This window comes from Acrocarpospora phusangensis, from assembly GCF_016862995.1.
In the GTDB taxonomy this organism is placed as follows: domain Bacteria; phylum Actinomycetota; class Actinomycetes; order Streptosporangiales; family Streptosporangiaceae; genus Acrocarpospora; species Acrocarpospora phusangensis.
This window is the reverse complement of sequence record NZ_BOOA01000006.1, coordinates 71,421-93,171: the sequence shown is the minus strand read 5'-3', so window position 1 is coordinate 93,171 and position 21,751 is coordinate 71,421. Positions and strand designations below refer to the sequence as shown.

Here is a 21,751-nt window from a genome sequence, read left to right as displayed (position 1 = left end):
CACGACCGCCGTGGGAGGCGAATCCCTCCCGCCTCCCACGGCCAGGAGGCAAACAATGATCTTCTTACGCCGCAGCCGCCGGAGCAGGTGGCTGCCGATCGGCATCGTCGCGGCGGTCGCCGCCACCACCCTCGTCATCCCGCCCGGGCCGGCGTACGCCGACGGGTGGAACCCGCCGGAGCCGCAGCAGGACACCCTGGTCGAGGGTGAGCCGGTCGAGGCCCAGCCCACACCCGAGGATCCCGCCGAGACCGGGGCGCTGACCGGGCCCCCGGACGTCACCTGGCCGGCGACGGGCAGCGCGGAGGCCACCCTGCAGTCGTCCATGACCGCGCTCACCGGCCTGCCGGTCTCCGTCGGACCCGCGCCGGGCGCGGCCGGCTCCGCCGCGCCCGGCCGGGTACGGGTGGAGCTGCTGGCCGCGGACGCGTCGGACGTCCGCCTCCAGGTCACCCGCGCCGACGGGACGGCCACGGCGGCGCCCGTACGGCTGAGCTTCGACTACTCGGACTTCCGGCACGCGTACGGCGGCGACTGGGCCGCGCGGCTCCGCCTGGTCGAACTGCCGGGCTGCGCGCTCACCCAGACCGCGGGCGTCGGGGACTGCCCCGCGCCGCGCCCGGTGACGACCGCCAACGACATGGAACACGGCACGCTCACCGCCGACGTCACCGCGGCTCCGGCCGCCGCCATCGGCGCCGACGCGTCGTACACGGCCGGGCTGTTCGCCGTGGCCGCCGCGCCGTCGGGGGCCACCGGGAGCTTCGCCGCGAGCACGCTCTCGCCGACCGCCAAATGGCAGGTGAGCGCCCAGACCGGCGACTTCTCCTGGTCCTACCCGCTGCGGGTGCCACCCTCGCTGGGCGGCCCGTCGCCGCAGCTCGCCTTCACGTACTCCTCGGGGAGCGTGGACGGGCAGACCGTGTCCACCAACAACCAGCCCAGCTGGGTCGGGCAGGGCTTCGACTTCACCCCCGGCGGCTTCATCGAGCGCCGCTACAAGTCGTGCAACGACGACGGCGTCACACCGAAGAACGGCGACCAGTGCTGGGGCGGCGACAACGCCACCATGATGCTCGGCGGCAGCGCCACCGAGCTGGTCCGCGACACCGGCGGCGTCTGGCGGCCCAAGTCCGACGACGGGTCGCGGGTGGAGAAGCTGGACGGCGCGATCAACGGCGACGACGACGGCGAGTACTGGAAGATCACCTCGACCGACGGCACGCAGTACTTCTTCGGGCAGAACCGGCTGCCCGGCTGGGGGACCGGCAAGCAGGAGACCAGGTCGGCGTGGACGATGCCGGTGTTCGGCGACGACGCCGGCGAGCCCTGCAACGCCGCCACGTACGCGGCCTCGTGGTGCCGGCAGGCGTACCGGTGGAACCTGGACCACGTCATCGACACGCACGGGAACACGCTCAGCTACTTCTACCAGCCGGAGACCAACCACTACGGCCGGAACGTCAAGGCGGCCGACGAGACGTCGTACACGGCGGGCGGTTACCTGGAGCACATCGAGTACGGCCAGCGGTCCGGCGCCGTCCACACCACGCGGGCCCCGGCCCGGGTGTGGTTCACGGTCGACGAGCGGTGCCTGAAGACGGCGTCCTTCGACTGCGCGCCGGACAAGCTCACCCCCGCGAACGCGAAGTACTGGCCGGACGTGCCGGCCGACCAGCTCTGCGCCGCCGGCAAGGACTGCCCGAACTTCTCGCCGACGTTCTTCACCCGCAAGCGGCTCACCAAGGTCACCACCGAGGTGCTGAAGGCCGGCGCGTACGTGAACGTGGACTCGTGGACGCTGACGCACACCTTCCCCGCCGCCGGTGACCGCATGAGCCCCGCCCTGTGGCTGGACAAGATCCAGCAGACCGGGCTGGTGGGCGGTTCTGAGAGCACGCCGCCGGTGGACCTGGACGGCGTCGAGAAGCCCAACCGCGTGGACGCCCTGGAGGGCATCGCGCCCATGATGAAGTGGCGCGTCAACGCGGTGGAGAACGGCACCGGCGGCCGGCTGATGGTCAACTACGCCGAGCCGTCGTGCGCCCGGTCGGCGCTGCCGTCGCCGTCCGGCAACGGCAAGCTGTGCTTCCCGTCGTACTGGGCGCCGGAGGGGTCGGCCAATCCGCTGCTCGACTGGTTCCACAAGTACGTGGTCAGGCAGGTGCTGGAGGCCGACCTGATGGGCGGGTCGTCGATCGTTCAGACGAACTACGCGTACCGGGGCAATCCCGCGTGGGCGTACGACGATCAGGAGTTGGTGCCCGCGAGTCGCCGTACCTGGTCGCAGTACCGGGGCTTCGAGAAGGTGCAGGTGACGAAGGGGGACACGCGGGACGTCCGGGTCGCCGTCGAGCATCTGTTCTTCCGCGGCATGGACGGCGACAAGCAGCCGAGCGGCGTCCGCGACGTGCGCGTCACCGACTCCGAGGGCGTGGCCGTCGAGGACCACTGGCGACTGCAGGGCTTCGAACGGGAGACGCGCTACCTGGTCGCGCCCGACGGGGCCGAGCAGTCGGGCACGATCAACGATCCGTGGCTGGACGGGCCCACCGCGTCCGGCGGCGGCGACCAGGCGTACCGGCTCGACCTCGCCAAGGCCCGCAGCCGGGCCAAGCTGAGCACGGGCGTGATCCGGCGCACCGAGACCCAGCGGTCCTACGACGCCTCCGCCGCGGTGACCCAGATCAACGACCTCGGGGACACCGGCACGGCCGCCGACGACCGCTGCACCCGCTTCACCTACGCGCCCAACACCACGGCGATGATCCTCTACCTGCCGATCCGGATCGAGACGGTCGCGGTGGCCTGCACCGCCACGCCCGCCAGGCCCGCCGACGTGATCGGCGACGGGCGCATGTCCTACGACGGCGGCGCGTACGGCGCCGCGCCGACCAAGGGCGACATCACCAGGACCGAGGAACTGGACGCCTACAACGGCGGCACGCCGCACTACCTGACCGTGTCGCGCAGCGTCTACGACGACCACGGCCGGGTGACGGAGAGCTACGACGCGGCGGACGCCAAGACCACCACGGCCTACAGCCCGGCGTCCGGGGAGCCGGTCACCCAGATGACCACCACCAACCCCCTCCAGCACACGAACAAGATCTTCCTGGCGCCCGAATGGGGCGCGATGGTCAAGCAGGAGGACGCCAACGCGGCCGTCACCCACCTCGCCTACGACCCGCTCGGACGGCTCACCAAGGTCTGGATGCCCGGCCGGGCCACCACCGCCACACCCGACGGCGAGTACACCTACACCGTGCAGGCCGGCAAACCCGTCGCGATCACCACCAAGACCCTGCGCAACGACGGCACCACCACGGTCGGCCACGAGCTCTACGACGGGCTGCTGCGGCTGCGGCAGACGCAGCTCCCCGGGCACGACGGGGGGCGTCTGGTGAGCGACACCCTCTACAACACGCTCGGCCAGGTGGCGAAGAAGAACGACGTGTACGCCAACGCCGACCCGCCCTCCACCACGATCCTCGGCGCGGCCGACAGCGCGATGCCCGCGCAGACCGTGTTCGGCTACGACGGTTTCGGCAACATCACCACCGAGACCTTCAAGGTGCTGGGCTCCACCAAGTGGCAGACCACCAGGGCGTACGCCCCGGACCGGGTGGACGTCGACCCGCCCAACGGGGCGACGCCCACCACGAGCATCCTCGACGGGCGCGGCCGCACGGTCGAACTGTGGGAGTACAAGGGCGGCGCGCCCACCGGCGACCACGACGTCACCAGGTACGCCTACGCCAAGAACGGCGCCGAGGCGACGGTCACCGACTCCGCCGGCAACGTCTGGCGCACCACGTACGACGTGCGGAACCGGGTCGCGACCACGGAGGACCCGGACAAGGGCACGACCAGCTACACCTACGACGTGCTCGACCGGCCGGCCACCAGCACGGACGGCCGGGGCCGCACCCTCGCCTACAGCCACGACGCGCTGGGCCGCCGTACCGCCATGTTCGAGGGGTCGGCCACGGGCACGAAGCTCGCGGAATGGACCTACGACGCGCTCCCCGACGGCACCTCGGTGAAGGGCCTGCCGGTCGCCGCCACCCGCTACTCGGGCGGCGCGGCCTACGTCACCCGGGTCGACGCCTACGACGAGCAGTACCGGCCGACGTCGGCGAGCTACGTGATCCCCGACGCCGAGGGCGCGCTGCGAGGCACCTACACCTTCGAGCCGCGCTACAACCAGGACGGCACGCCTTCGGCGCTGATCTACCCGGCGGCGGGGAACCTGCCCGCCGAGACCGTGCGGACCACCTACACCGCGCTCGGCCTGCCCAAGCAGACCCGCTCCAGCCTCGGCATGTACGTCAACGACACGCTCTACTCCAAGACCGGCGAGCTGCTCCAGGAACGCTGGGGCGAGACCGGCGCCCGGGTCCTGCACGACTACACCTACGAGGAGGGCACGCGCCGGGTGCTGCGCCGCATCACCGACCGGGAGACCGCCTCCCAGGCGCGCCAGGCCGACCTCAACTACCGCTACGACGAGGCCGGCAACATCATCCGCGTCGCCGACACGCCACCCGTCGCGAACGCGCCGTCGGACGTGCAGTGCTTCCGGTACGACTACCTCAGGCGACTCACCCAGGCGTGGAGCGCCACCGACAACTGCGCCGCCGACCCCGCGGCGAGCGTGGTCGGCGGGGCCGCGCCGTACTGGCACTCCTACACCTACGACAAGACCGGCGGCAGGCTGACCGAGACCAGGCACGCGGTGGCCGGGGCCACGGCCGACACCAGGAGCGACTACACCTACCCGGCCGGACCGGGCGCCGTGCGCCCGCACGCCCTGCAGCAGGTGACCACCACCGGCCCGGCCGGCACCAGGCTCGACACCTACGCCTACGACGGCGCGGGCAACACCACCACCCGCAAGCGGGGCTCGGCCGAGCAGACCCTCACCTGGGACGCCGAGGGGAACCTGAGCAAGGTCACCGAGGCCGGCCAGACCACCTCGTTCCTGTACGACGCCGACGGCGCGCGCCTGATCCGCCGCGACCCCACCGGCACCACCCTCTACCTCGGCGCGATGGAGGTACGGCTCGCCACCGGCGCCACCACGCCGACCGCGGTCCGCTACTACGGCCACGGCGACCAGATGGTCGCGGTCCGCACCGACGACCGGAAACTGAGCTGGCTCGACCCCGACCACAACGGCACCGCGATGCTCTCCATCGACGCGGCGTCGCTGCAGGTCACCCGCCGCCGCTTCGACCCGTTCGGCAACCCGCGCGGCGCCGTGCCCGCGTCCTGGCCGTCGGAACGCGGCTTCGTCGGCGGCACCGCCGACCAGTCCACCGGCCTCACCCACCTCGGCGCCCGAGAATACGACGCGTCCACGGGCCGCTTCCTCTCGGTCGACCCGATCATGGACCCGACCGACCCGCAGCAACTCCACGGGTACGCCTACGCGGGCAACAGCCCGGTCACCTACGCCGACCCGGCGGGCACCCGCGAACTCTGCGGCAACTACCCCGGCGAATGCCAGGACGCCCCGCCGGACGGCTCCAGCCCGAAGCCGCCCGCGGGCTCCAACCCGGGTGGCGGCGCGCCGCCGACGCCGCCCAAGGGCGGCCCCAGCCAGGGCGACCAGGACGAGGCGCGCAACACCGTCAAGAAGACCTGGCAGCAGGTCGCCATCGAGGTCGGCGGCAAGCTGATCCTGGACATCATCGGCTTCACCGACATCCGCAACTGCCTCCAGGGCAACATCGGCTCCTGCGCGATGGCCATCGCCCAGATCCTCCCCTGGGGCAAACTCCTCAAAGCCGGACCTCTCATCAAGTCGGCCGTCCGCGCGGGCAAGGCGGTGCTGCACTGGCTGGAGCGGGTCAAGTGGGCCCGCCGGATCCTCCGCGAAGCCGACGAGGCCGCCGCCGCTGCCGCCAAGTACGAGGACGACCTGGCCAAATGGAAGAAGGCCCAGGACGCGGCCAACGCGAAGAAGGCCGCCGGGGCGGGCCCGGCCGGCGGTTCGCCCAAACCGGGCGCGGGCGGCGGTGGCGGCCTGAAACTGCCCACCGTGCGAGAACGCGGCCCCAGCTGCACCAACAGCTTCGTCCCCGGCACCGGGGTGCTGATGGCCGACGGCTCCCACAAACCCATCCAGGAGGTACGGCTCGGCGACGAGGTCCTGGCCACCGACCCCGAGACCGGCGAGAGCACAGCCCGTCCCGTGGTCGCGACCATCGTCGGCGAGGGCGACAGGCACCTGGTCGAGATCACCGTCGACACCGACGGCGCGCGCGGAGCCGGGACCGGGCTCGTGGTCGCCACCGGCAACCACCCCTTCTGGGTGGACGACCGGGGACTCTGGATCGAGGCCGCCGACCTGGAGATCGGCGACACGCTGCGCACCCCGGCGGGGGCCCGGCTGGCCGTCGTCGGCCTGCACGAGCGCGACACCCGCACCCGGGTGCACAACCTCACGATCGACGGCGTGCACACCTACCACGTCGCCGCCGGAGAGGCCGATCTCCTCGTGCACAACTGCCCGAGCGGCGGCGGAGGCGGCGGCACGGGCAAATCGGGCGGTGGCTCCGGTGGCTCCGGTGGCTCCGGCTCGTCCGGTTCCGGGGGAACCTCCTCTGGAGGCGGCGGAGGCTCTTCACCCGGTTGGGGACCCGACTACACCGCGGGCACTCGCCACGACCCGCCCGACTTCGAGCTCCTCGGAAAGGAACTGAAGGACAAGAAGCCCACAACGCTGCTGGTACCCGCGCCCAAGACCTTCACCAAGCGGGAGAAAGTCAAGTGGTACGCGCGCCAGGGCCTCATGATCATCACGGAAATCGCCAAACGCATCGTAGACGGCGTCTAGAGGGGAACGCATGAAAAGGATCAAGATGGTGCTGGCGGCGCTGGTGGTCGCCGCGGGGGTCGTGCCGCCGATCGCGAACGACTTTCCCAAGCCACGCCCTGGCCGGATATGTCCGTACCCGCCGGGGCAGGCGGAGAAGCTCTGCGGCAGCCACTGGATGCTGCCCCCGGATCCCGCGGTCTAGGCGGACGGCGGCTGCTGGCCGGATCGGCCGCCGGGCAGGGCGCGGAGCGCGTCGGCGGCGCGCTCGTGCCAGACCGGCAGGCCGATCCGCTGGAAGCCGCGGTCCGCCTCTTCGAGCAGTGCCCTGGCCGTCCCGGCGTCCCCCGCCGCGGCGGCCAGGCGGCCCGCCGCCAGGCGGGCCCGGGCGGCCACGAAAGGCTCCGCCACCTCGGTGGCCAGCAGCAGCGCGGCGTCGAGCGCCTCGGCGGCGCCGTCGTGGCCGCCCGCGAGCAGCCGGGCCTCGCCCAGTCCGAGCAGGCCGTACGCCTCGCCGATGCGGTCGCCCGCCGCGCGGGTGCTCTCGGTCACCTGGCGGTAGGCGGCCTCGGCTTCGGCCGCCCGGCCCTCGCGCAGGTGCGCGGCGCCCATGCGGTTGAGGATCTGCGCGGTTCCCCGTACGTCGCCTAAATCGCGATAAATCACGACTGCGGTTTCCAGGAGCGGGCCCGCCTCCTCGGCCGAGCCGTGCTCGATGTGGATCTGGGCGACGCTGCCCAGCACGTGCGCCTCGGCGCTCAGGTCGCCGACCTCCCGCAGCAGGTCGAGCGCGTGACCGTACCGGTCCAGGGCGACCTCGACGCGGCCCTCGACCCGGTCGAGCAGTGCCGCGTTCCGGACGGTGAGGGCCTCCCCGTGCCGGTCGCCCGCCTCGGTGAACAGCGCGAGGGCGGCGTCGAAGTGCGGCCTGGCGGCGCCGTACCGCTGCCGGAACAGGTCGAGTTCGCCGAGGGAGAATCGCATCGCCGCCTCGCCCCGGACGTCGCCGGCCTTCCGGGCCACCTCCAGCGCGGTCGAGCAGGTGCGCAGCCAGTCGTCGTACAGGCCCTGCGCGTCGAACAGCGTCACGGCCGTCAACGCCAGATCCCAGCAGGTCTCGGCGAGGCCCAGCCGGGCCGCCTGGTCGACCGCCGCCACCAGGCCCTGCCGCTCGCCGCGCAGCCACCCCGCCGGGTCGCCCAGCAGCAGGCTCTCGGTCTCCGGGTCCACCTGCCAGCGCTCGGCACCGCCGTGCAGGATGAGATAGTCACCGCCGTACTGGCGGCGGTGGGCACGCTCGGCCAGCGCCAGGTACGCGCCGGTCAGCCGGGCCAGCGCCGCGTCGGCCTCGCCCGGACCCTCCTCCTCGGCCGCGCGCTCCTTGGCGTGCAGCCGTACCAGATCGTGCAGGCGGTAGCGGGCCACGCCGACGCCGTCGAGGCCCGCGTACTCCACGAACCGCGCGTCCAGCAGGCTCTCCAGCGTGTCCTCGGCGGCGCGGGGGGCCGCGTCCAGCAGGGCGGCCGCCACCCAGCCCGCGAACTCGGGCGTCTCCACCAGGCCCAGCCGCCGCAGCAGCGTACGTGCCGGGTCGGCGAGCCCCGAGTAGCCGAGGGCGAGGCTGGCCCGCACCGACAGCGCGCCGTGGGCCAGCTCGTCCAGCCGGTCGTGCTCGGTCTCCAGCCGCGCCGCCAGCCGTTCCGCGGACCAGTGCGGCCGGGCGGCGAGCCGGGCCCCGGCGATCCGCAGCGCCAGCGGCAGCCGGCCGCACAGCTCGGCGAGCCGCCGCGCGGTCGCGCCGTCGAGGTCGTCCCGGCCGGTGATCGTGCCGAGCAGGTCCACGGCGGCGTCGACGGGCAGCGTGCCGAGAGCTAGCCGATCCGCCCCCGCCAGGGCGGTGAGCGCGGCCCGGCTGGTGACCAGGCACACGCTGCCCGCGTCGGCCGGGAGGAGCGGCTCGACCTGCGCCTCGTCCGCGGCGTCGTCCAGCACCACCAGCACCCGCCGGCCCGACAGCCGGGCCCGGTACACCTCGGCGCGCTCGTCCAGCGTGTCGGGGATCCCCGCCCCCGGAACCCCGAGCGCGCGCAGGAACCGTCCCAGCGTCTCCCGCGGTTCGACCGGCCGGGCCCCCGCGCCGTGCAGGTTCACGTAGAGCTGGCCGTCCGGGAAGTCCTTGCGCACCTCGTGCGCCGCCCGTACGGCGAGCGCCGTCTTGCCCACCCCGGCCATGCCGGAGATCGCGCACACGACGGGCGTGCTCGGGGAGAGCCCGCCGAGCGTGCGCACCAGGTGGCGGAGTTCGGCGTCGCGTCCGGTGAGGTCGGCCACGGACGCGGGCAGCAGGCACGGCGCCGGATCCGGCTGGAGCGCCTCCGCCGCCCGTACGGCCGCGCCGCCCCACCGCGCGGACGACCGGCGCGCCGGCGCGACGTCGGCGTCACCCCGCAGCACCGCCCGTTGCAGCCGGCGCAGCTCCGGCCCCGGCTCCAGCCCCAGCTCCTCGGCGAGGACCGTCCGCGTCCGCCGGTACACCGCCAGCGCCTCCGTACGCCGCCCGGACCCGCTCAGCGCCATCATGAGCCGGGCCGTCACCGACTCGTCCAGCGGGTCGGCCGCCGCCAGCCCCATCAGCTCGGGCACCAGCGCGCCGTGGCGGCCCAGCCGCAGCTCGGCGTCGATGCGCTCCGTGACCGCCCGCCGCCGCATCTGCTCCAGCCGCTCCGCCGCCTCGGACAGCGCGATCACGTCGTCCAGCCCGCTGAACGCCGGCCCGCGCCAGAGCGCCAGCGCCTCCGCCAGCAGTGCGGTCGCGGCCTTCGCGTCGTTCCCGGCCAGCGCCTTACCGCCCCGCTCGGCCAGTTCGGCGAAGTGCCACGCGTCCACCTCTTCGGTTTCGGCCAGCAGCGCGTAGCCGTACCGGTCGTGCCGGATCCGCTCGGCGTCGCCGAGCGTCCGCCGCAGCCGGTGCACGAGCACCTGCAGGTTCTTCGCCGCCTGCGACCCGAGCCGCTCGGCCCACAGCGCGTCGGTGAGCGTCCCCGCGTCCACCACCCGGCCGCCCCGGCTGATGAGCAGCGCCAGCAGCTGCTCCTGCCGCCGGGAGGCGAGCGGCAGCGCTCGTCCCGCGGTGAGGACGGTCAGATCGCCAAGCACCCGGAACTCCATCGACGCTCCCGTGCACGGTGGAACACACATTCGATGTGATCGACGTGATCGATGCTACGTCGCCCCCGCCGCGGCCGAAGATCTTTTCAACGCCGTCGCTGCCGGGTGTCAGTCCCGGGGAGCCGATGCCGGGCGAGGATTTCGGTGACCCGGAGGAAGCCGTCGGCGCCGTGGCCCTGCCCGATGGCGCGGCGGGCCAGTCCTTCGGCGGCGCGCATCACTCCCGCGTCGATGCCGTGGGCCTCCGAGGTGTGGACGATATGGGCCATGGACGAGGCCGCCGAGGTGATCGGGTTGTCCTCGCCGGAGAAGTTGCCGCTGTCCGCGTCGTCCGCGAGCTGTTCGAAGATCGGCGGGAGGATCGAGCCGATGCCTTTGGCGAACGGCGCCAGTTCCTTCGCGGTGATCCCTTCGGCGTTGGCGACCGCCAGCGCGTGTGCGTAACCCGTCATCGCGGTCCAGAAGATGTCGAGCAAGGCGATGTCGTACGCGGCGGCCTGGCCGATCTCCGTGCCGAGGTGGGTGTGGCTGCCGTTCAGGGCGTCCAGCACCGGCCGGTGGTCCAGGTACAGCCGCTCCGGGCCGCTGTAGAGGAATACCCCGTCCGGTGTCCCGATGGTCGTGGCCGGTGTCATGATCGCGCCGTCCAGGTACCCGATGCCGTGCCCGGTCGCCCAGGCCGCGGTCTCCCGGGCCCGGCCGGGGGTGTCGGCGGTCAGGTTGGCGACGGTGCGCCCGTTGAGCGCGCCGGCGACCGCGTCACGCCGCGTTATGGCGTCCACCGCGTCGTAGTTCAGCACGCAGACCACGGTCAGCCCGCTCGCGGCGACCGCCTCTTCGGGCGTCGGAGCGGCGACCGCACCCCGCTTGACCAGCTCCGGTTCCTTGCCCGGCGTACGATTCCAGACCGTGGTCCGCAGACCGGCGTCCAGGAAGGCCCCGGCCAGGGCCCGGCCCATCGGCCCCAGGCCGAGCACGGTGACGGCAGACTCTTCAGTGTGCGAGGGCATGCCTCAAACTCCTCGAAATTAGCAAATAGCGATGAATGGGGATGAAGATGACACGCAGCCGTGCCCAGGACCCGAACGTCTGCGGAGTGACCGCCGCCATCGCTGTGATCGACGGCAAGTGGAAGACGGTTCTGCTCTGGACGCTGGAGTCCGGCCCGCACCGCCCCGGCGAGCTACGCCGGGGGTTGCCGGGCCTCACCGAGAAGGTGCTGACCCAGACGCTGCGGGAGATGGAGGCCGACGGACTGGTCCACCGGGAGGTCCACGACGTACGGCCCCTGAAGACCGTCTACTCCCTGACCTCGTTCGGCCGCGAACTGGCGGACGCGCTGGAACCGCTCTCCGACTGGGGCCATCGCCGCCTGGAGAAGCTGACCGAGGCCCAGCCAGTCTCCTGAGGCACCGCCAACCTCCCATCTGATCTGGATTCGCGGGCCTTCACCCCGCACGACCAAGCTTCCGGTCACCCCGTCCCGGCCCACAAGTACCCACAAAAAAGTGGCTACCGCAGGTGCGCGTAGCGAACCCCCTGCCGCCGGTGGGGCGGCAGGGGGTCGGGGGCGTTATCTCGCTGTGCAGGTCAAGGCGGGTACGGAGTTGGTCGTGCCGGCGTTGGCGAGGAAGCCGAACGCGGTGGTCGCGCCGGCGCCGAGGCCGCCGTTCCAGCTCAGGTTGCCGGCGGTGACGCCGGCGCCGCTACTGGTGATCGCGGCGTTCCAGGACTGCGTGATGGCCTGGCCGTTGGCGTAGGTCCAGGTCACGGTCCAGCCGGTGATCGCCGAACCGCCGGCCCGTACGGTCACGTCGCCCTGGAAGCCGCCCTGCCAGGTGTTCGTGATCGCGTAGGTGGCCGAGCAGGCGCGCGTGCCTCCGGAAGGGCTCGGTGAGGGGGAGGGGGAAGGACTCGGTGAAGGGCTCGGCGAGGGTGAGGGTGACGGGGACGGGGACGGGGTGGGGCTTGGTGAGGGGCCGGAGCCCAGCGTCAGGTCGGCGTCGGTGAATGTGCCGTGTGCCGGGTTGACGTCGGTCTCGCCGCCCGCGCCGTTGCAGCCCCGATCGGGGTTGAACATCAGGTAGGTGCCCGAACCGCAGGCGATGGCCGGCTCGGCGTCGCCGCCGACGACCACGCTCCCGCTGAGGTTCGCGCCGCCCTGCACCAGGGCGCTGTCGCGGACGATCGCGTTGCCGGTGACCGTGGCGCCGCTGTTGACCCAGGCCATGCCCTCGATCCGGGCGTTGCCGCTGACCGTGCTGTTGCCGTAGACCGCCGCCCGTGGCCCCACGTACGCGGTGGACGCCACGTTGGCGCGGCTGTCGACCCAGCCGCCGCCGTTGGAGTGCCACCGGCCGCCCGTGGGGGTGGGCCGGGTGTGCCCGGCCTCGTGCCCGTACGGGACGGCTCCCTCGATGCGGAACTGGTAGGGGTTGCGGTAGTTGCGCGGGTAACCGTCCAGGAAGGCGTACTTGTGGACGACTCCCGGCGTGCCCGCCACGACGAGGTACACGTCCCGCTCACCGGACTGGGTCTGGAAGCTGAGCGTGCTGTCGGTCGTCACGGTCACCGGGCTGTAACGCGGCGTCCCGTTGCGTACGGCCACGAACCCGGCCGCGAGACCGTTCTGGCCGGCGCTGCTGACGTGGGCCCGGACGCGTACCCGGATGAGGGCGCCGTCGCTCGCCGGGACGAGCCGGATCTTGTTGTACCCGTAGGTGGACGGCGCCAGCGCCTCGGGGATGCGGTAGTGCCCCGCCGCGGCGTTGACCGCCTCGACCGGATGGCCGTTGTAGACGGTCACGAAGGGATACAGCCGGTTGATGAAGGGCATGATGTCGGCGCGGTTGGCGTAGTCCCAGGTGACGTTGCGCTGGGCGTACTCGCCGATGCGCCGGTTGAGTTCGGCCTGGGTGATTCCGGTCAGCCGCCGGTAGACCTCGAGCGGGTGCTCGGTGTTGCGGGCCTCGTTCCACATCCGGTTGAACATGGCCAGGCCGTCGCGTTCCTTGATGTACTGCACCAGCATCCAGTTGCCGTAGTGGTGCCGGCTGCTGCTGTAGGCCAGGTGCTCGGTGCGGATGAACCGGGTCAGGTCGCCGGCGGCCACGGTGGGGTAGACCTGCATCGCCATGAACTCGGCGCTGGTCTCCCAGAAGGTGCCCGCGGAGGCGTGCGTGAAGCCCATCCCCGAACGGCCGAGGAAGGTGTAGTTCTGGAACACGTGCGCCAGTTCGTGGGCCAGGCCCCAGGATCCGGGCGCCGCGGCGGCGGGTGCGATGTTGATGACCCCCACCAGGCCGTCCACCGAGCCCCCGGTGGCCCAGGCGTCCAGGGCCGTGCGGTTCCAGGTCCGGGTGACGATGACGATGATCTTGTGCTGGGCCAGCAGGCCGGTCTCGGGCGTGAACCGCATCGTGTTCACGTAGAAGTTGTAGAGGCTCTCCAGCTGGCTGAGGATGTTGTCCGGATCGAACCGGACGTCCGACGGCGCGGTCAGCGGGTTGGTGCCGGACCGCTCGCCCCACAGCAGGATGAAGTTGGCCGACTCCCTGGTGCGGTTCTGGGCCCAGGGCACCTCGCCCGTGCTCACCCAGCGGCTGGGGATGTAGACCGTCTTGGCGACGGCCGCGGAATGGGGGAGGGGCGTCGCGGCGAGGGCGGCGAGCACCAGGATGACGGTCGCGATGATGGAGCGGAGACGCGACCGGCGCGATTGAACCATCTGAGTCCTCACGGTTGCGGCCGATGCGGCCCGGCGCCGGCGGGGGTCCGCCCACCCACGCCGAGGCACCCGATCCACACCCGGCAAGACCTTTGCCGTTCCGCATAGTTTGTCGCCCCAACAAATCATGTCAAGGCGGGGAGGGCCGCGCCCGCGTCCGGCATCGGCGGGTACGGCCTGAGCCATGAAAGTTTCGGATCGATCGGCGAGATCCACGAAAACCTTTTCCGGGCTATTCCTTGGTGCCCCCGGCGAGCATGCCGGACACCAGGGCCCGCTGGGAGAACAGGAAGACCAGCAGAACGGGAAGGATGGTGAGCAGCGCCGCGAGCGCGAGCTCCGGGCGCAGGATCGGCGCCTCGGTCCCGGCGGAGGTGTTGAACACCGCGGAGGCGGTGAGCAGGTTGTTCAGGCCGACCTGCGCCGGGTACTGCTGGCTGTCGGGCAGCATCACGAACGGCAGGAAGAAGTTGTTCCAGTTGCCGACGAAGCTGAAGAAACTGACCAGGGCGATGATCGGCTTGGCCAGCGGGATCGCGATCTTGGCGAAGACCTGCCATTCGGTGCATCCGTCCAGGCGGGCGGCGGCGAGCAGGTCCTCGGGGATCGTCGAGGAGTAGTAGATGTAGGTGAGGTACACCCCGAACGGGAAGAAGGACAGCGGCAGGATCACCGACCAGATGGTCCCGGTCAGATTGACCGCGTTGATCTCCAGGTAGAGCGGGAGGACCAGGGCCGCGGCCGGCATGATCATGACGATGAGGGTGATGGTCAGCAGGGTCTTGCGGCCGATGAACTTGGTCAGCGCGAGGCCGTAGCCGGCGGGGATGGCCGTGACCAGGGTGATCACCAGGGCCCCGAAGGCGTACACCGCGGAGTTCTTCATCCAGAGCAGGATCGCGCCGTCCTGGAAGGCCAGGAGGTTGTTCCAGGTCTGGGTGAAGTCGTGCCAGTTGCCCAGCGCGAACGGGTGCCCCCGGATGATGTCCCCGTCGGTCTTGCCGGTGGCGAGGATCATCCACAGGACGGGCAGGGCGAAGAAGATCAGGAACAGTCCGGTGCCGCCGAACCAGGTGGCGCGGCCGAGGACCCGGCCGGCGGTCCAGCGGCGCCCGTCCCGGTGACGCGGCTTGGCGTGGCCGGTGGCCGTGGCGCGTGAGCGGTCCTGGAGTGTGACCACCTGAGATCAGTCCCTTTCGAACATGCGGCCGCGGAAGACCACCGCGGTGGCGCAGGCGAGGCCGACGAAGAGCAGGTCCACGGCCAGGGCCGCGGCGCCGTTGAAGTCTCCGGCCTGGAAGGCGTACTGGTAGGAGAGCTGGTTGGGGGACCAGCCGTCGGGGATCATGCCGAAGCTGGCCGTGGAGACCAGCTGGGGTTCGACGAACAGCTGGGTCCCGGTCGCGAAGGCCAGGATCAGCATGTACGCGATCCACTTGCGCAGCAGCGGAAGCTGGATCCGCATGGCGATCCGGAAGGTTCCGGCGCCGTCGGCGCGCGCGGCCTCCAGGATTTCGGCCGGGATGTTGTTGAGCGCTCCGTACATGACGAGAATCCAGCCGCCCGCGCCGGTCCAGAAGGCGATCACGGTGAACAGAACCGGCAGGTGCGAGGGCAGGATGACGGTGGCGAGGGAGTCCCAGCCGAAGGCCTCCAGGATGAACCCGACGGGGCTGTTGGCCGGGTCGAGCAGGATGAGCCACAGCACGACGCTCGCCACTCCCGCCAGGGCGCCGGGCAGGTAGTAGACGAAGCGCAGCGCCGCGCTCGTCCTTCTCATCCGGCCGTGCAGCATCAGGGCGAGGGTGACGACCAGGACCATCAGCGTCACCAGCCAGATCAGCACGTACACCACGATGTGGGTGAACGCGGCGGCGAACCGGTAGTCGGTGAAGGTGCGCAGGAAGTTGCCCAGGCCGACGAGCTGGCCGCGCGAGTTGCTGATCGACAGCCAGACGGCGTACACGGTCGGCAGGATCCCGAACGCCACCAGCAGGATCACGTAACCGGACACGAAGAAGTAGCCGGCCCGGCTGGGCTTCTGACCCCCGCGCACGCCGCCCTCGGGACGGCGTGCGGAGGTGCTTGCGACGGCCATCGGCTAGCTGACCTTGTATCCGAGCGTGGCGGCCTTGTTCTTGATCGCGGTCTGCCAGGCGTCCAGGGTGGAGGTGATGGTCTGCCCCTGGTTGAGGGCGGGGACCACCGTCGACGCGTAGATCGACTCGTGGCTGTACTGGGTCGCCGACCAGCCCGGCCAGACCTGCTTGGCGGCGGTGGTGAACGCCGGGGCGATGTCCTGGGCGAAGTACCCGGTCGCCTGCTGGTTGCTGAGCCACAGCGTCGCCGCGCTCTGGAACGCCGGGTAGGTGCCCGCGTTGCCCTGCGCCTCGTCGGACGTGGTCACCCAGCTCACCAGGTCGGCCGCCGTCTTCAGGTTCTTGCTGTGGGAGGAGATGTACCAGACGCCTCCGCCGACGTTGCCGGTGAAGGTCTCGGAGTCGGCGGCGTACTTCAGCGGCGCCGCCGCCGCGATCTCCCCCTTGGGGATCTTGAAGGTCGCGTTGAACAGGACCTGGCCGTACCAGGACGGGCCCGGGGCCATGAGCAGCTTGGCGGCCTTGTCCTTGATGAATCCGGCGTCGAAGACGCTGGACTTGGACATCGACCCCGCCTTGATCAACGTGTCGATCATGCTGACCGCGCGGGTGCACTTCTCGTTCTTCAGATCGACGGTGACGTTCTTGCCCTCGGTCACGGTCGAGGCGGGGCACTGGCTGGCCCACAGGTAGATCTCGGGCATCCACGGGTCGCCGGCCGTCCCGACGAGGTAGCCCGGGTGCTCGGTGGCGACCTTCTCCCCGAGGGTCTGGTACTCCTCCCAGGTGGTGGGGACCTGGTAGCCGAACTCGTCCAAGAGCTTCTTGTTGTACCAGAGCACCACCTGGGCGAGGTCGTTGCGCACGCAGTAGACGTTCTCGCCGACCTTGCACGGGTCGAGCGCGCCGGGGGAGAAGCCCGACAGGACGGACTGGTCGATGACCTTGTCGACGGGCGCGGCGTACGGCTTGGCGCCGAAGGCCGCCCAGGCCGTGTCGGCCGTCGTCGTGCTGAACGCCACGTCGGGCCATCCGCTGCCGGTCCGGTCGAACAGCTGGACCTTGGTCTGCAGGTCGGTGGCGCCGTTGGCGTTGCCGCTGTAGGTGACCAGCTTGATCTTGGCCTCGGGGTGCGCCTTCTGGTACGCCTCGACCACAGGGACGCGGGTCGCGTCGGCCCAGACCGTGATCTCGCCGGCCGGGTCCTGGGCGACCTGCTTGAACTGCTCGGCGTCGGCCGAGGGCGCCGGCGCCGGATCGGCGCTTCCGCACGCGGTCAGCAGGAGCGCGGCACCGAACACGGCGACCGCGCCGGCAATCCGATGGTTCATAGGGGTGCGTCCTTTCGGGGGGATGAAAAATACCAGGTCACAGGTGCTGACCCAGCTCAGCGGGATAGTCCAGGCCAGGGGGAAGGCCCACTCCCGGTGCGGTCGGCGCGTGCACGAGCCCGTCGGAGTCGACGATGGACTCGCGTCGCGCCGGGTTGGAGGTGATCAACGATTCGTAGTAGGTGTTGTTCGGGATCGCCATGCACAGGTGCTGGTGCGGGATGATCGGCCCGTGCACCTCGGCGCGCAGCCGGAACGAGTCGGCCAGGTGCGCGATGCGCATGGCGCCGGTGAAACCGCCCCGCAGTTCGGTGCTGGTCCGCACCCCGCCGGTCGCGGCGCCCGAGGCGATGAAGTCCGCGCTGTTCATGTGCGCGCCGTCGGACGTCTCGCCCACCAGCAGCGGTACGGAGACCTTCTCGGCGAGCCACTTGTACGCTGTCACGCTGAACTCGCGCATCGGCTCCTCGTACCAGAGGTAGCCGGCGTCGGACAGGACGTGGCCCAGCCGGATGGCGTCGGCCAGGTCGAATCCCGCGGAGCCGTCGTAGGCCAGCGGGAACTCGTCGCCGACGTGCTCGCGCAGCGCCGCGCACAGCTTGGCGTCGCGCCGCCAGTCGCCCCAGGCGTGCAGCTTGATCGAGGTGTAGCCGAGCTCGATGATCTGGTCGGCGACGTCGAGGAACTCCTCGACCGAGGAGTAGGTGACCGTCGAGGCCTGGGCGGGGATCTCCGTACGGTATCCACCCAGCAGCTTCCAGACCGGCAGTCCGACGGCCTTGGCCGCCAGGTCCCACAGTGCCACGTCGACCAGGCCGAGCACGTACAGCGGCATCTCCTCCACCCGGTCCAGCTCCCAGACGCGGTGCCAGAGCCATTCACGCTGGAGCGGGTCGGCGCCGAGCAGTTCGTCGCGCAGGAGCCGATCTACGATGTTCTGTACGATCAAGCCCTTCCGGGGAGCGAATGCCACACCCTCATTGCCTTCGTCGGTGCAGATGCGCAGGACCGCGCCGTCGCCGTCGGGCCACGACCCCGGCAGTCCGTCCCGCCAGGCGAAGGCCGGATCGGGCCCGGGGACCTTGACGAGATAGCACTCGACGTTTGTGATGCGCACGTTGCGCTCCTTCCAAGCTGGACATATGCCATTGATGGCGCCGAAACGTGGGCGTCATGTGACGGCCGCCACTTCATCATATGAATTACGTATGCGCAAGGGTATGCTGCTACCGTCTTCACGATGGGAGGAACCTTGACCACGCCTTCAGGGATTCAGCGGGACGATTCGAACGCGCACCCGCTCAACGTCCCCCTGGCGCCGATCAGGCCACGGCAGGCCGGCAGGCTGGGCGACGTCGTGGTCACCCACCTGGTGGACCGCATCGTCTCGGGGGAGTACGCGGTGGGCACGGGACTGCCCATCGAACAGGTGCTGTGCGACGAGTTCGGCGTCTCACGCACCGTCGTCCGCGAGTCGATCAAGCTCCTGGAGGAGAAGGGCCTGGTCCGGGCGACCCGGGGCCGGGGCACCCTGGTCCTGCCGGAACGCGGCTGGAACCTGCTGGACCCGCTGGTCCTGGAGGCCCGGATACGCCATGACCGGGAACTCTCCATCCTGGACGACCTGGTCAACGTGCGGGCGGCCCTCGAATGCGACATGGCCGCCCAGGCCGCCCGGACCATCAGCGCCGGGCAGTCGGCGGAGCTGACCGCGCAGCGGCTCGTCCTCGCGGCGCAGCTCGGCGATCCCGTCCGCTACGCGGCGGAGGACGTGATCTTCCACGATCTGATCATGCAGGCGTCGGGCAACCGGCTGGGGCACGCGATCATACACAGCATCCACAGCAAGGCCCGCCTGTCCAGCCGCTACAACGGCACACCCACGCTCCAGGAGCTCCGGGAGTCCCTCGCCGAGCACCAGCGGATCGAGGAGCTGATCCTCAGCGGTGACGCCGACGGGGCCGCCGCCCAGATGCGCGCCCACATCCTCAAGTCCTGGGCCAGACGCCGCCCCGCCATCATGGGCGCGCAGGCCGGGCAGACGATCTAGCGGCGCGCCCGGGAGGCGCCGATCCGCCTCCTCCGATTCGCCGCGGCGCAGGCCGGGCGCCGCAGGGGTCAGCCGGGCCGCAGGGGTCAGCCGACGCGGGCGGTCAGGTAGTCCATCTCCTCCGGGCGGGAGACCACGTTGCGCAGGACGCCGATCCCGTCGATCCCGATCGTCATCTCGTCGCCGTGGCGCAGGGTGAAGGGCAGATCCGGCACCAGGCAGGTGCCGGTCGAGAGGATCGCGCCGTCGGGGAAGGCGTCGGCGCGGAACAGGTGCTCGACCAGGTCCTCGAAGCGGCGGTGCAGCTGGCCGGTGCTCGCTTCGCCCGACCACACGGCGACGCCGTCCCGGACGATCGAGGCGGTGATGGCCAGGTCGTACGGGTCCTCGATCTCCCAGGACGGGCGGATCGCGGGGCCGACCGCGCAGCCGCCGAGGTAGACCTTGGCCTGGGGCAGGTAGAGGGGGTTCTCCCCCTCGATGCTGCGCGAGCTGAGGTCGTTGCACACCGTGTAGCCCGCGATCTCGCCGGCGGGGGTGAGCACCAGGGCCAGCTCGGGCTCCGGGACGTCGACGGCGGAGTCGTCGCGGACCGTGACCGGTTCGCCGTCGCCGCAGACCCGCCACGCCGCGGACTTGAAGAACAGCTCGGGCCGGGGCGCGTCGTAGACCTGCTCGTAGATCGTCGCCGAGCGTTCGCTCTCCTCCATGCGGGCCTCGCGGGAGCGCCGGTAGGTGACTCCCGCCGCCCACACCTCCATCCGGCCGTCCACGGGCGGAAGCAGCCGCTCCGGCGCCACGGGATCCGGCGCGGCCTGCGCCAGGGCGGCACGGAACCCCGACAGGCCCTGCCGGAGCAGGCCACCCACGGTCGCGCCGGGGAGCCGGTGCACCACCCCGTCCCGCCTGACCCCGACCTCGACCGCGCCCTCGCTGATGTAACGAACTATCTCCATACGGCTCACATTAATGACTTCATCAGATAAAGGACAATCTTCATCTGATGAAGACTGGCAATCCGCCCGGCATCTGGCTAAGCTCCCCACCCAGAGAAGGGGGTGTCGGCGTGAACCAGACCTATCCGGACGGAGCCCGGCACGGGCTCGTCGTGCACACACTCGGACCCCAGATCGTCCGGGGCGGCCGCAAGCCGGGCGACCTGGTGCCCACCGAGGAGGCGCTGGTCAACGAGCTGGGCGTCGGCCGCTCCGCCGTACGCGAGGGCGTCAAGGTGCTGGCGGGCAAGGGACTGCTGGTGACCAGGACCAGCGCCGGAACCCGCGTCAGGGCGCGCGCCTCGTGGAACCTGCTGGACCCCGACGTGCTGGCCTGGCGCTACGATCCCGACCCGACCGAGTACGACATCCGCGTCCTGGCCGACCTGCGGGTCGCCCTCGAACCCGGCGCGGCCCGGGTGGCCGCCGAGCGCGCCGACGCGGCCGGCATCCGCGGCATCGACGAAGCCCTCGCCGCGCTCTACGCCACCGTCGAGGACCCGGACGCCTTCATCGAGGCGGACCTCCGGTTCCATCAGGCGATCTTCGCCGCCGCCGACAACGACCTGCTGCTCTACATCCACGAAGTCATCGCCATCGCGCTGCGCTCGGTCCGCGAGGTCCACACCCGGGCGGTGGAGCACAACAAGGAGACACTGCCGATGCACGAGAAGGTCGCCCTGGCCATCCGCAAACGCCACCACCGCAAGGCCGAGGACGCCATGCGCGCGGTGGTGGAGGGAGCCCGCCACGACGCGGAATCGGGGCTCTACCAGTGCTGAAGGAACCGGCCTCGGTCGACCTGACCTGCGAAGGACCGGTCGCGACGATCACGCTCAACCGGCCGGCGAAGCTGAACGCGATCACCCCGGCGATGGCGGACCAGCTCCGCGAACGCGTGAGCGAGGTGAACGCCGACGACCGGATCCGGGCCGTGGTCCTGACCGGCGCGGGACCCAGGGCGTTCTGCGTCGGCAGCGACATCGCCGAACTCGACTCGTACGCCTCCCCCTGGCAGTTCCGCAACCGGCTGGACTACGGCGACCTGCTGCGCACCCTCCGCAAGCCGATCATCGCCGCGGTCAACGGCTACGCGTTCGGCGGCGGCCTGGAGATGGCCCTGGCCTGTGACATCCGCCTGGCCTCGGCCAACGCGACGTTCGCCGCGCCGGAGATCAAGCTCGGCTGGATCGGCGGCAGCGGCCAGTCCGCGCTCCTGGCGCACAGCATCGGCAGCAGCAACGCCGCGGTGATGCTGCTCACCGGAGACCCGATCGACGCGGCCCGGGCGGAGCGCTGGAGCCTGGTCAGCGAGGTCGTGGAGCCCGACGCGCTGGCCGAGGCGGCGCACACGCTGGCCGGGCGGATCGCCGCGCGCGCGCCGATCGCCGCGCAGACCGCCAAGGCCAACCTGCGGGCCGCGTACGCGATGCCGCTGGACCAGGCCATCGCGTACGAGCGCGATCTGCAGACCATCTGTTTCGCCACCGCCGACGCCGCCGAGGGCCGAGCCGCCTTCGCCGAGCGCCGCGCCCCGAACTTCACCGGAAACTGAGGC

At 71.2% G+C, this 21,751-nt stretch carries 14 protein-coding genes; 6 read left to right on the top strand and 8 right to left on the bottom strand.

The genetic code is table 11. The features are described from left to right. The first annotated feature begins 55 nt into the window (after positions 1–55). Positions 56–6,844, top strand: coding sequence for a polymorphic toxin-type HINT domain-containing protein (locus Aph01nite_RS05405; RefSeq protein WP_204039621.1), 6,789 nt, complete (start codon positions 56–58; stop codon positions 6,842–6,844). A gap of 10 nt (positions 6,845–6,854) precedes the next feature. Continuing rightward, positions 6,855–7,028 (top strand): hypothetical protein, encoded by a 174-nt coding sequence (locus tag Aph01nite_RS05400; RefSeq protein WP_204039620.1) that lies wholly within the window; start codon positions 6,855–6,857, stop codon positions 7,026–7,028. On the opposite strand, the gene Aph01nite_RS05395 is transcribed toward Aph01nite_RS05400, so the two are convergent. Continuing rightward, on the bottom strand, positions 7,025–9,991 hold the full coding sequence (locus Aph01nite_RS05395; RefSeq protein WP_204039619.1) for an AfsR/SARP family transcriptional regulator: 2,967 nt from the start codon (positions 9,989–9,991) through the stop codon (positions 7,025–7,027). The two genes, Aph01nite_RS05400 and Aph01nite_RS05395, sit on opposite strands and share 4 nt — an antisense overlap. Before the next feature lie 86 nt (positions 9,992–10,077). After that, a complete protein-coding gene (locus tag Aph01nite_RS05390) occupies positions 10,078–11,001 on the bottom strand; it encodes an NAD(P)-dependent oxidoreductase (protein ID WP_204039618.1) in 924 nt (307 codons plus the stop codon). Positions 11,002–11,048: 47 nt separating this feature from the next. Here Aph01nite_RS05390 and Aph01nite_RS05385 point away from each other — a divergent pair, with 47 nt between their 5' ends. Then, positions 11,049–11,399, top strand: a complete 351-nt coding sequence (locus Aph01nite_RS05385) for a winged helix-turn-helix transcriptional regulator (protein WP_204039617.1) — start codon at positions 11,049–11,051, stop codon at positions 11,397–11,399. Between the two features lie 165 nt (positions 11,400–11,564). Here Aph01nite_RS05385 and Aph01nite_RS05380 read toward each other — a convergent pair whose 3' ends face one another. From Aph01nite_RS05380 to Aph01nite_RS05360, 5 genes are all read right to left on the bottom strand, one after another. Further along, complete coding sequence (locus Aph01nite_RS05380) at positions 11,565–13,718, bottom strand: DUF6055 domain-containing protein (protein ID WP_204039616.1); 2,154 nt, start codon at positions 13,716–13,718, stop codon at positions 11,565–11,567. A gap of 232 nt (positions 13,719–13,950) precedes the next feature. Then, the gene (locus tag Aph01nite_RS05375; protein WP_204039615.1) at positions 13,951–14,898 is read right to left on the bottom strand and encodes a carbohydrate ABC transporter permease; all 948 of its coding nucleotides are present in this window, start codon (positions 14,896–14,898) and stop codon (positions 13,951–13,953) included. A gap of 6 nt (positions 14,899–14,904) precedes the next feature. After that, on the bottom strand, positions 14,905–15,816 hold the full coding sequence (locus Aph01nite_RS05370; protein WP_204039614.1) for a carbohydrate ABC transporter permease: 912 nt from the start codon (positions 15,814–15,816) through the stop codon (positions 14,905–14,907). 3 nt (positions 15,817–15,819) lie between these two features. Next, entirely contained in the window at positions 15,820–17,148 is a 1,329-nt protein-coding gene (locus Aph01nite_RS05365; protein WP_204039613.1) for an ABC transporter substrate-binding protein, read from the bottom strand. Positions 17,149–17,185: 37 nt separating this feature from the next. Continuing rightward, a complete protein-coding gene (locus Aph01nite_RS05360) occupies positions 17,186–18,265 on the bottom strand; it encodes an enolase C-terminal domain-like protein (RefSeq protein WP_204039612.1) in 1,080 nt (359 codons plus the stop codon). 123 nt (positions 18,266–18,388) lie between these two features. Between Aph01nite_RS05360 and Aph01nite_RS05355 the strand changes: the two genes are divergently transcribed. Then, a complete protein-coding gene (locus Aph01nite_RS05355) occupies positions 18,389–19,198 on the top strand; it encodes a FadR/GntR family transcriptional regulator (RefSeq protein WP_204039611.1) in 810 nt (269 codons plus the stop codon). Positions 19,199–19,284: 86 nt separating this feature from the next. Here Aph01nite_RS05355 and Aph01nite_RS05350 read toward each other — a convergent pair whose 3' ends face one another. Then, a complete protein-coding gene (locus Aph01nite_RS05350) occupies positions 19,285–20,154 on the bottom strand; it encodes a fumarylacetoacetate hydrolase family protein (protein WP_204039610.1) in 870 nt (289 codons plus the stop codon). Between the two features lie 110 nt (positions 20,155–20,264). Here Aph01nite_RS05350 and Aph01nite_RS05345 point away from each other — a divergent pair, with 110 nt between their 5' ends. Together Aph01nite_RS05345 and Aph01nite_RS05340 are read left to right on the top strand one after the other, a co-directional pair. Next, the gene (locus Aph01nite_RS05345; protein ID WP_204039609.1) at positions 20,265–20,975 is read left to right on the top strand and encodes a FadR/GntR family transcriptional regulator; all 711 of its coding nucleotides are present in this window, start codon (positions 20,265–20,267) and stop codon (positions 20,973–20,975) included. Beyond that, on the top strand, positions 20,969–21,748 hold the full coding sequence (locus Aph01nite_RS05340) for an enoyl-CoA hydratase/isomerase family protein (RefSeq protein WP_204039608.1): 780 nt from the start codon (positions 20,969–20,971) through the stop codon (positions 21,746–21,748). Before Aph01nite_RS05345 ends, Aph01nite_RS05340 begins: the two co-directional genes overlap by 7 nt. The last annotated feature ends 3 nt before the right edge of the window (positions 21,749–21,751 follow it).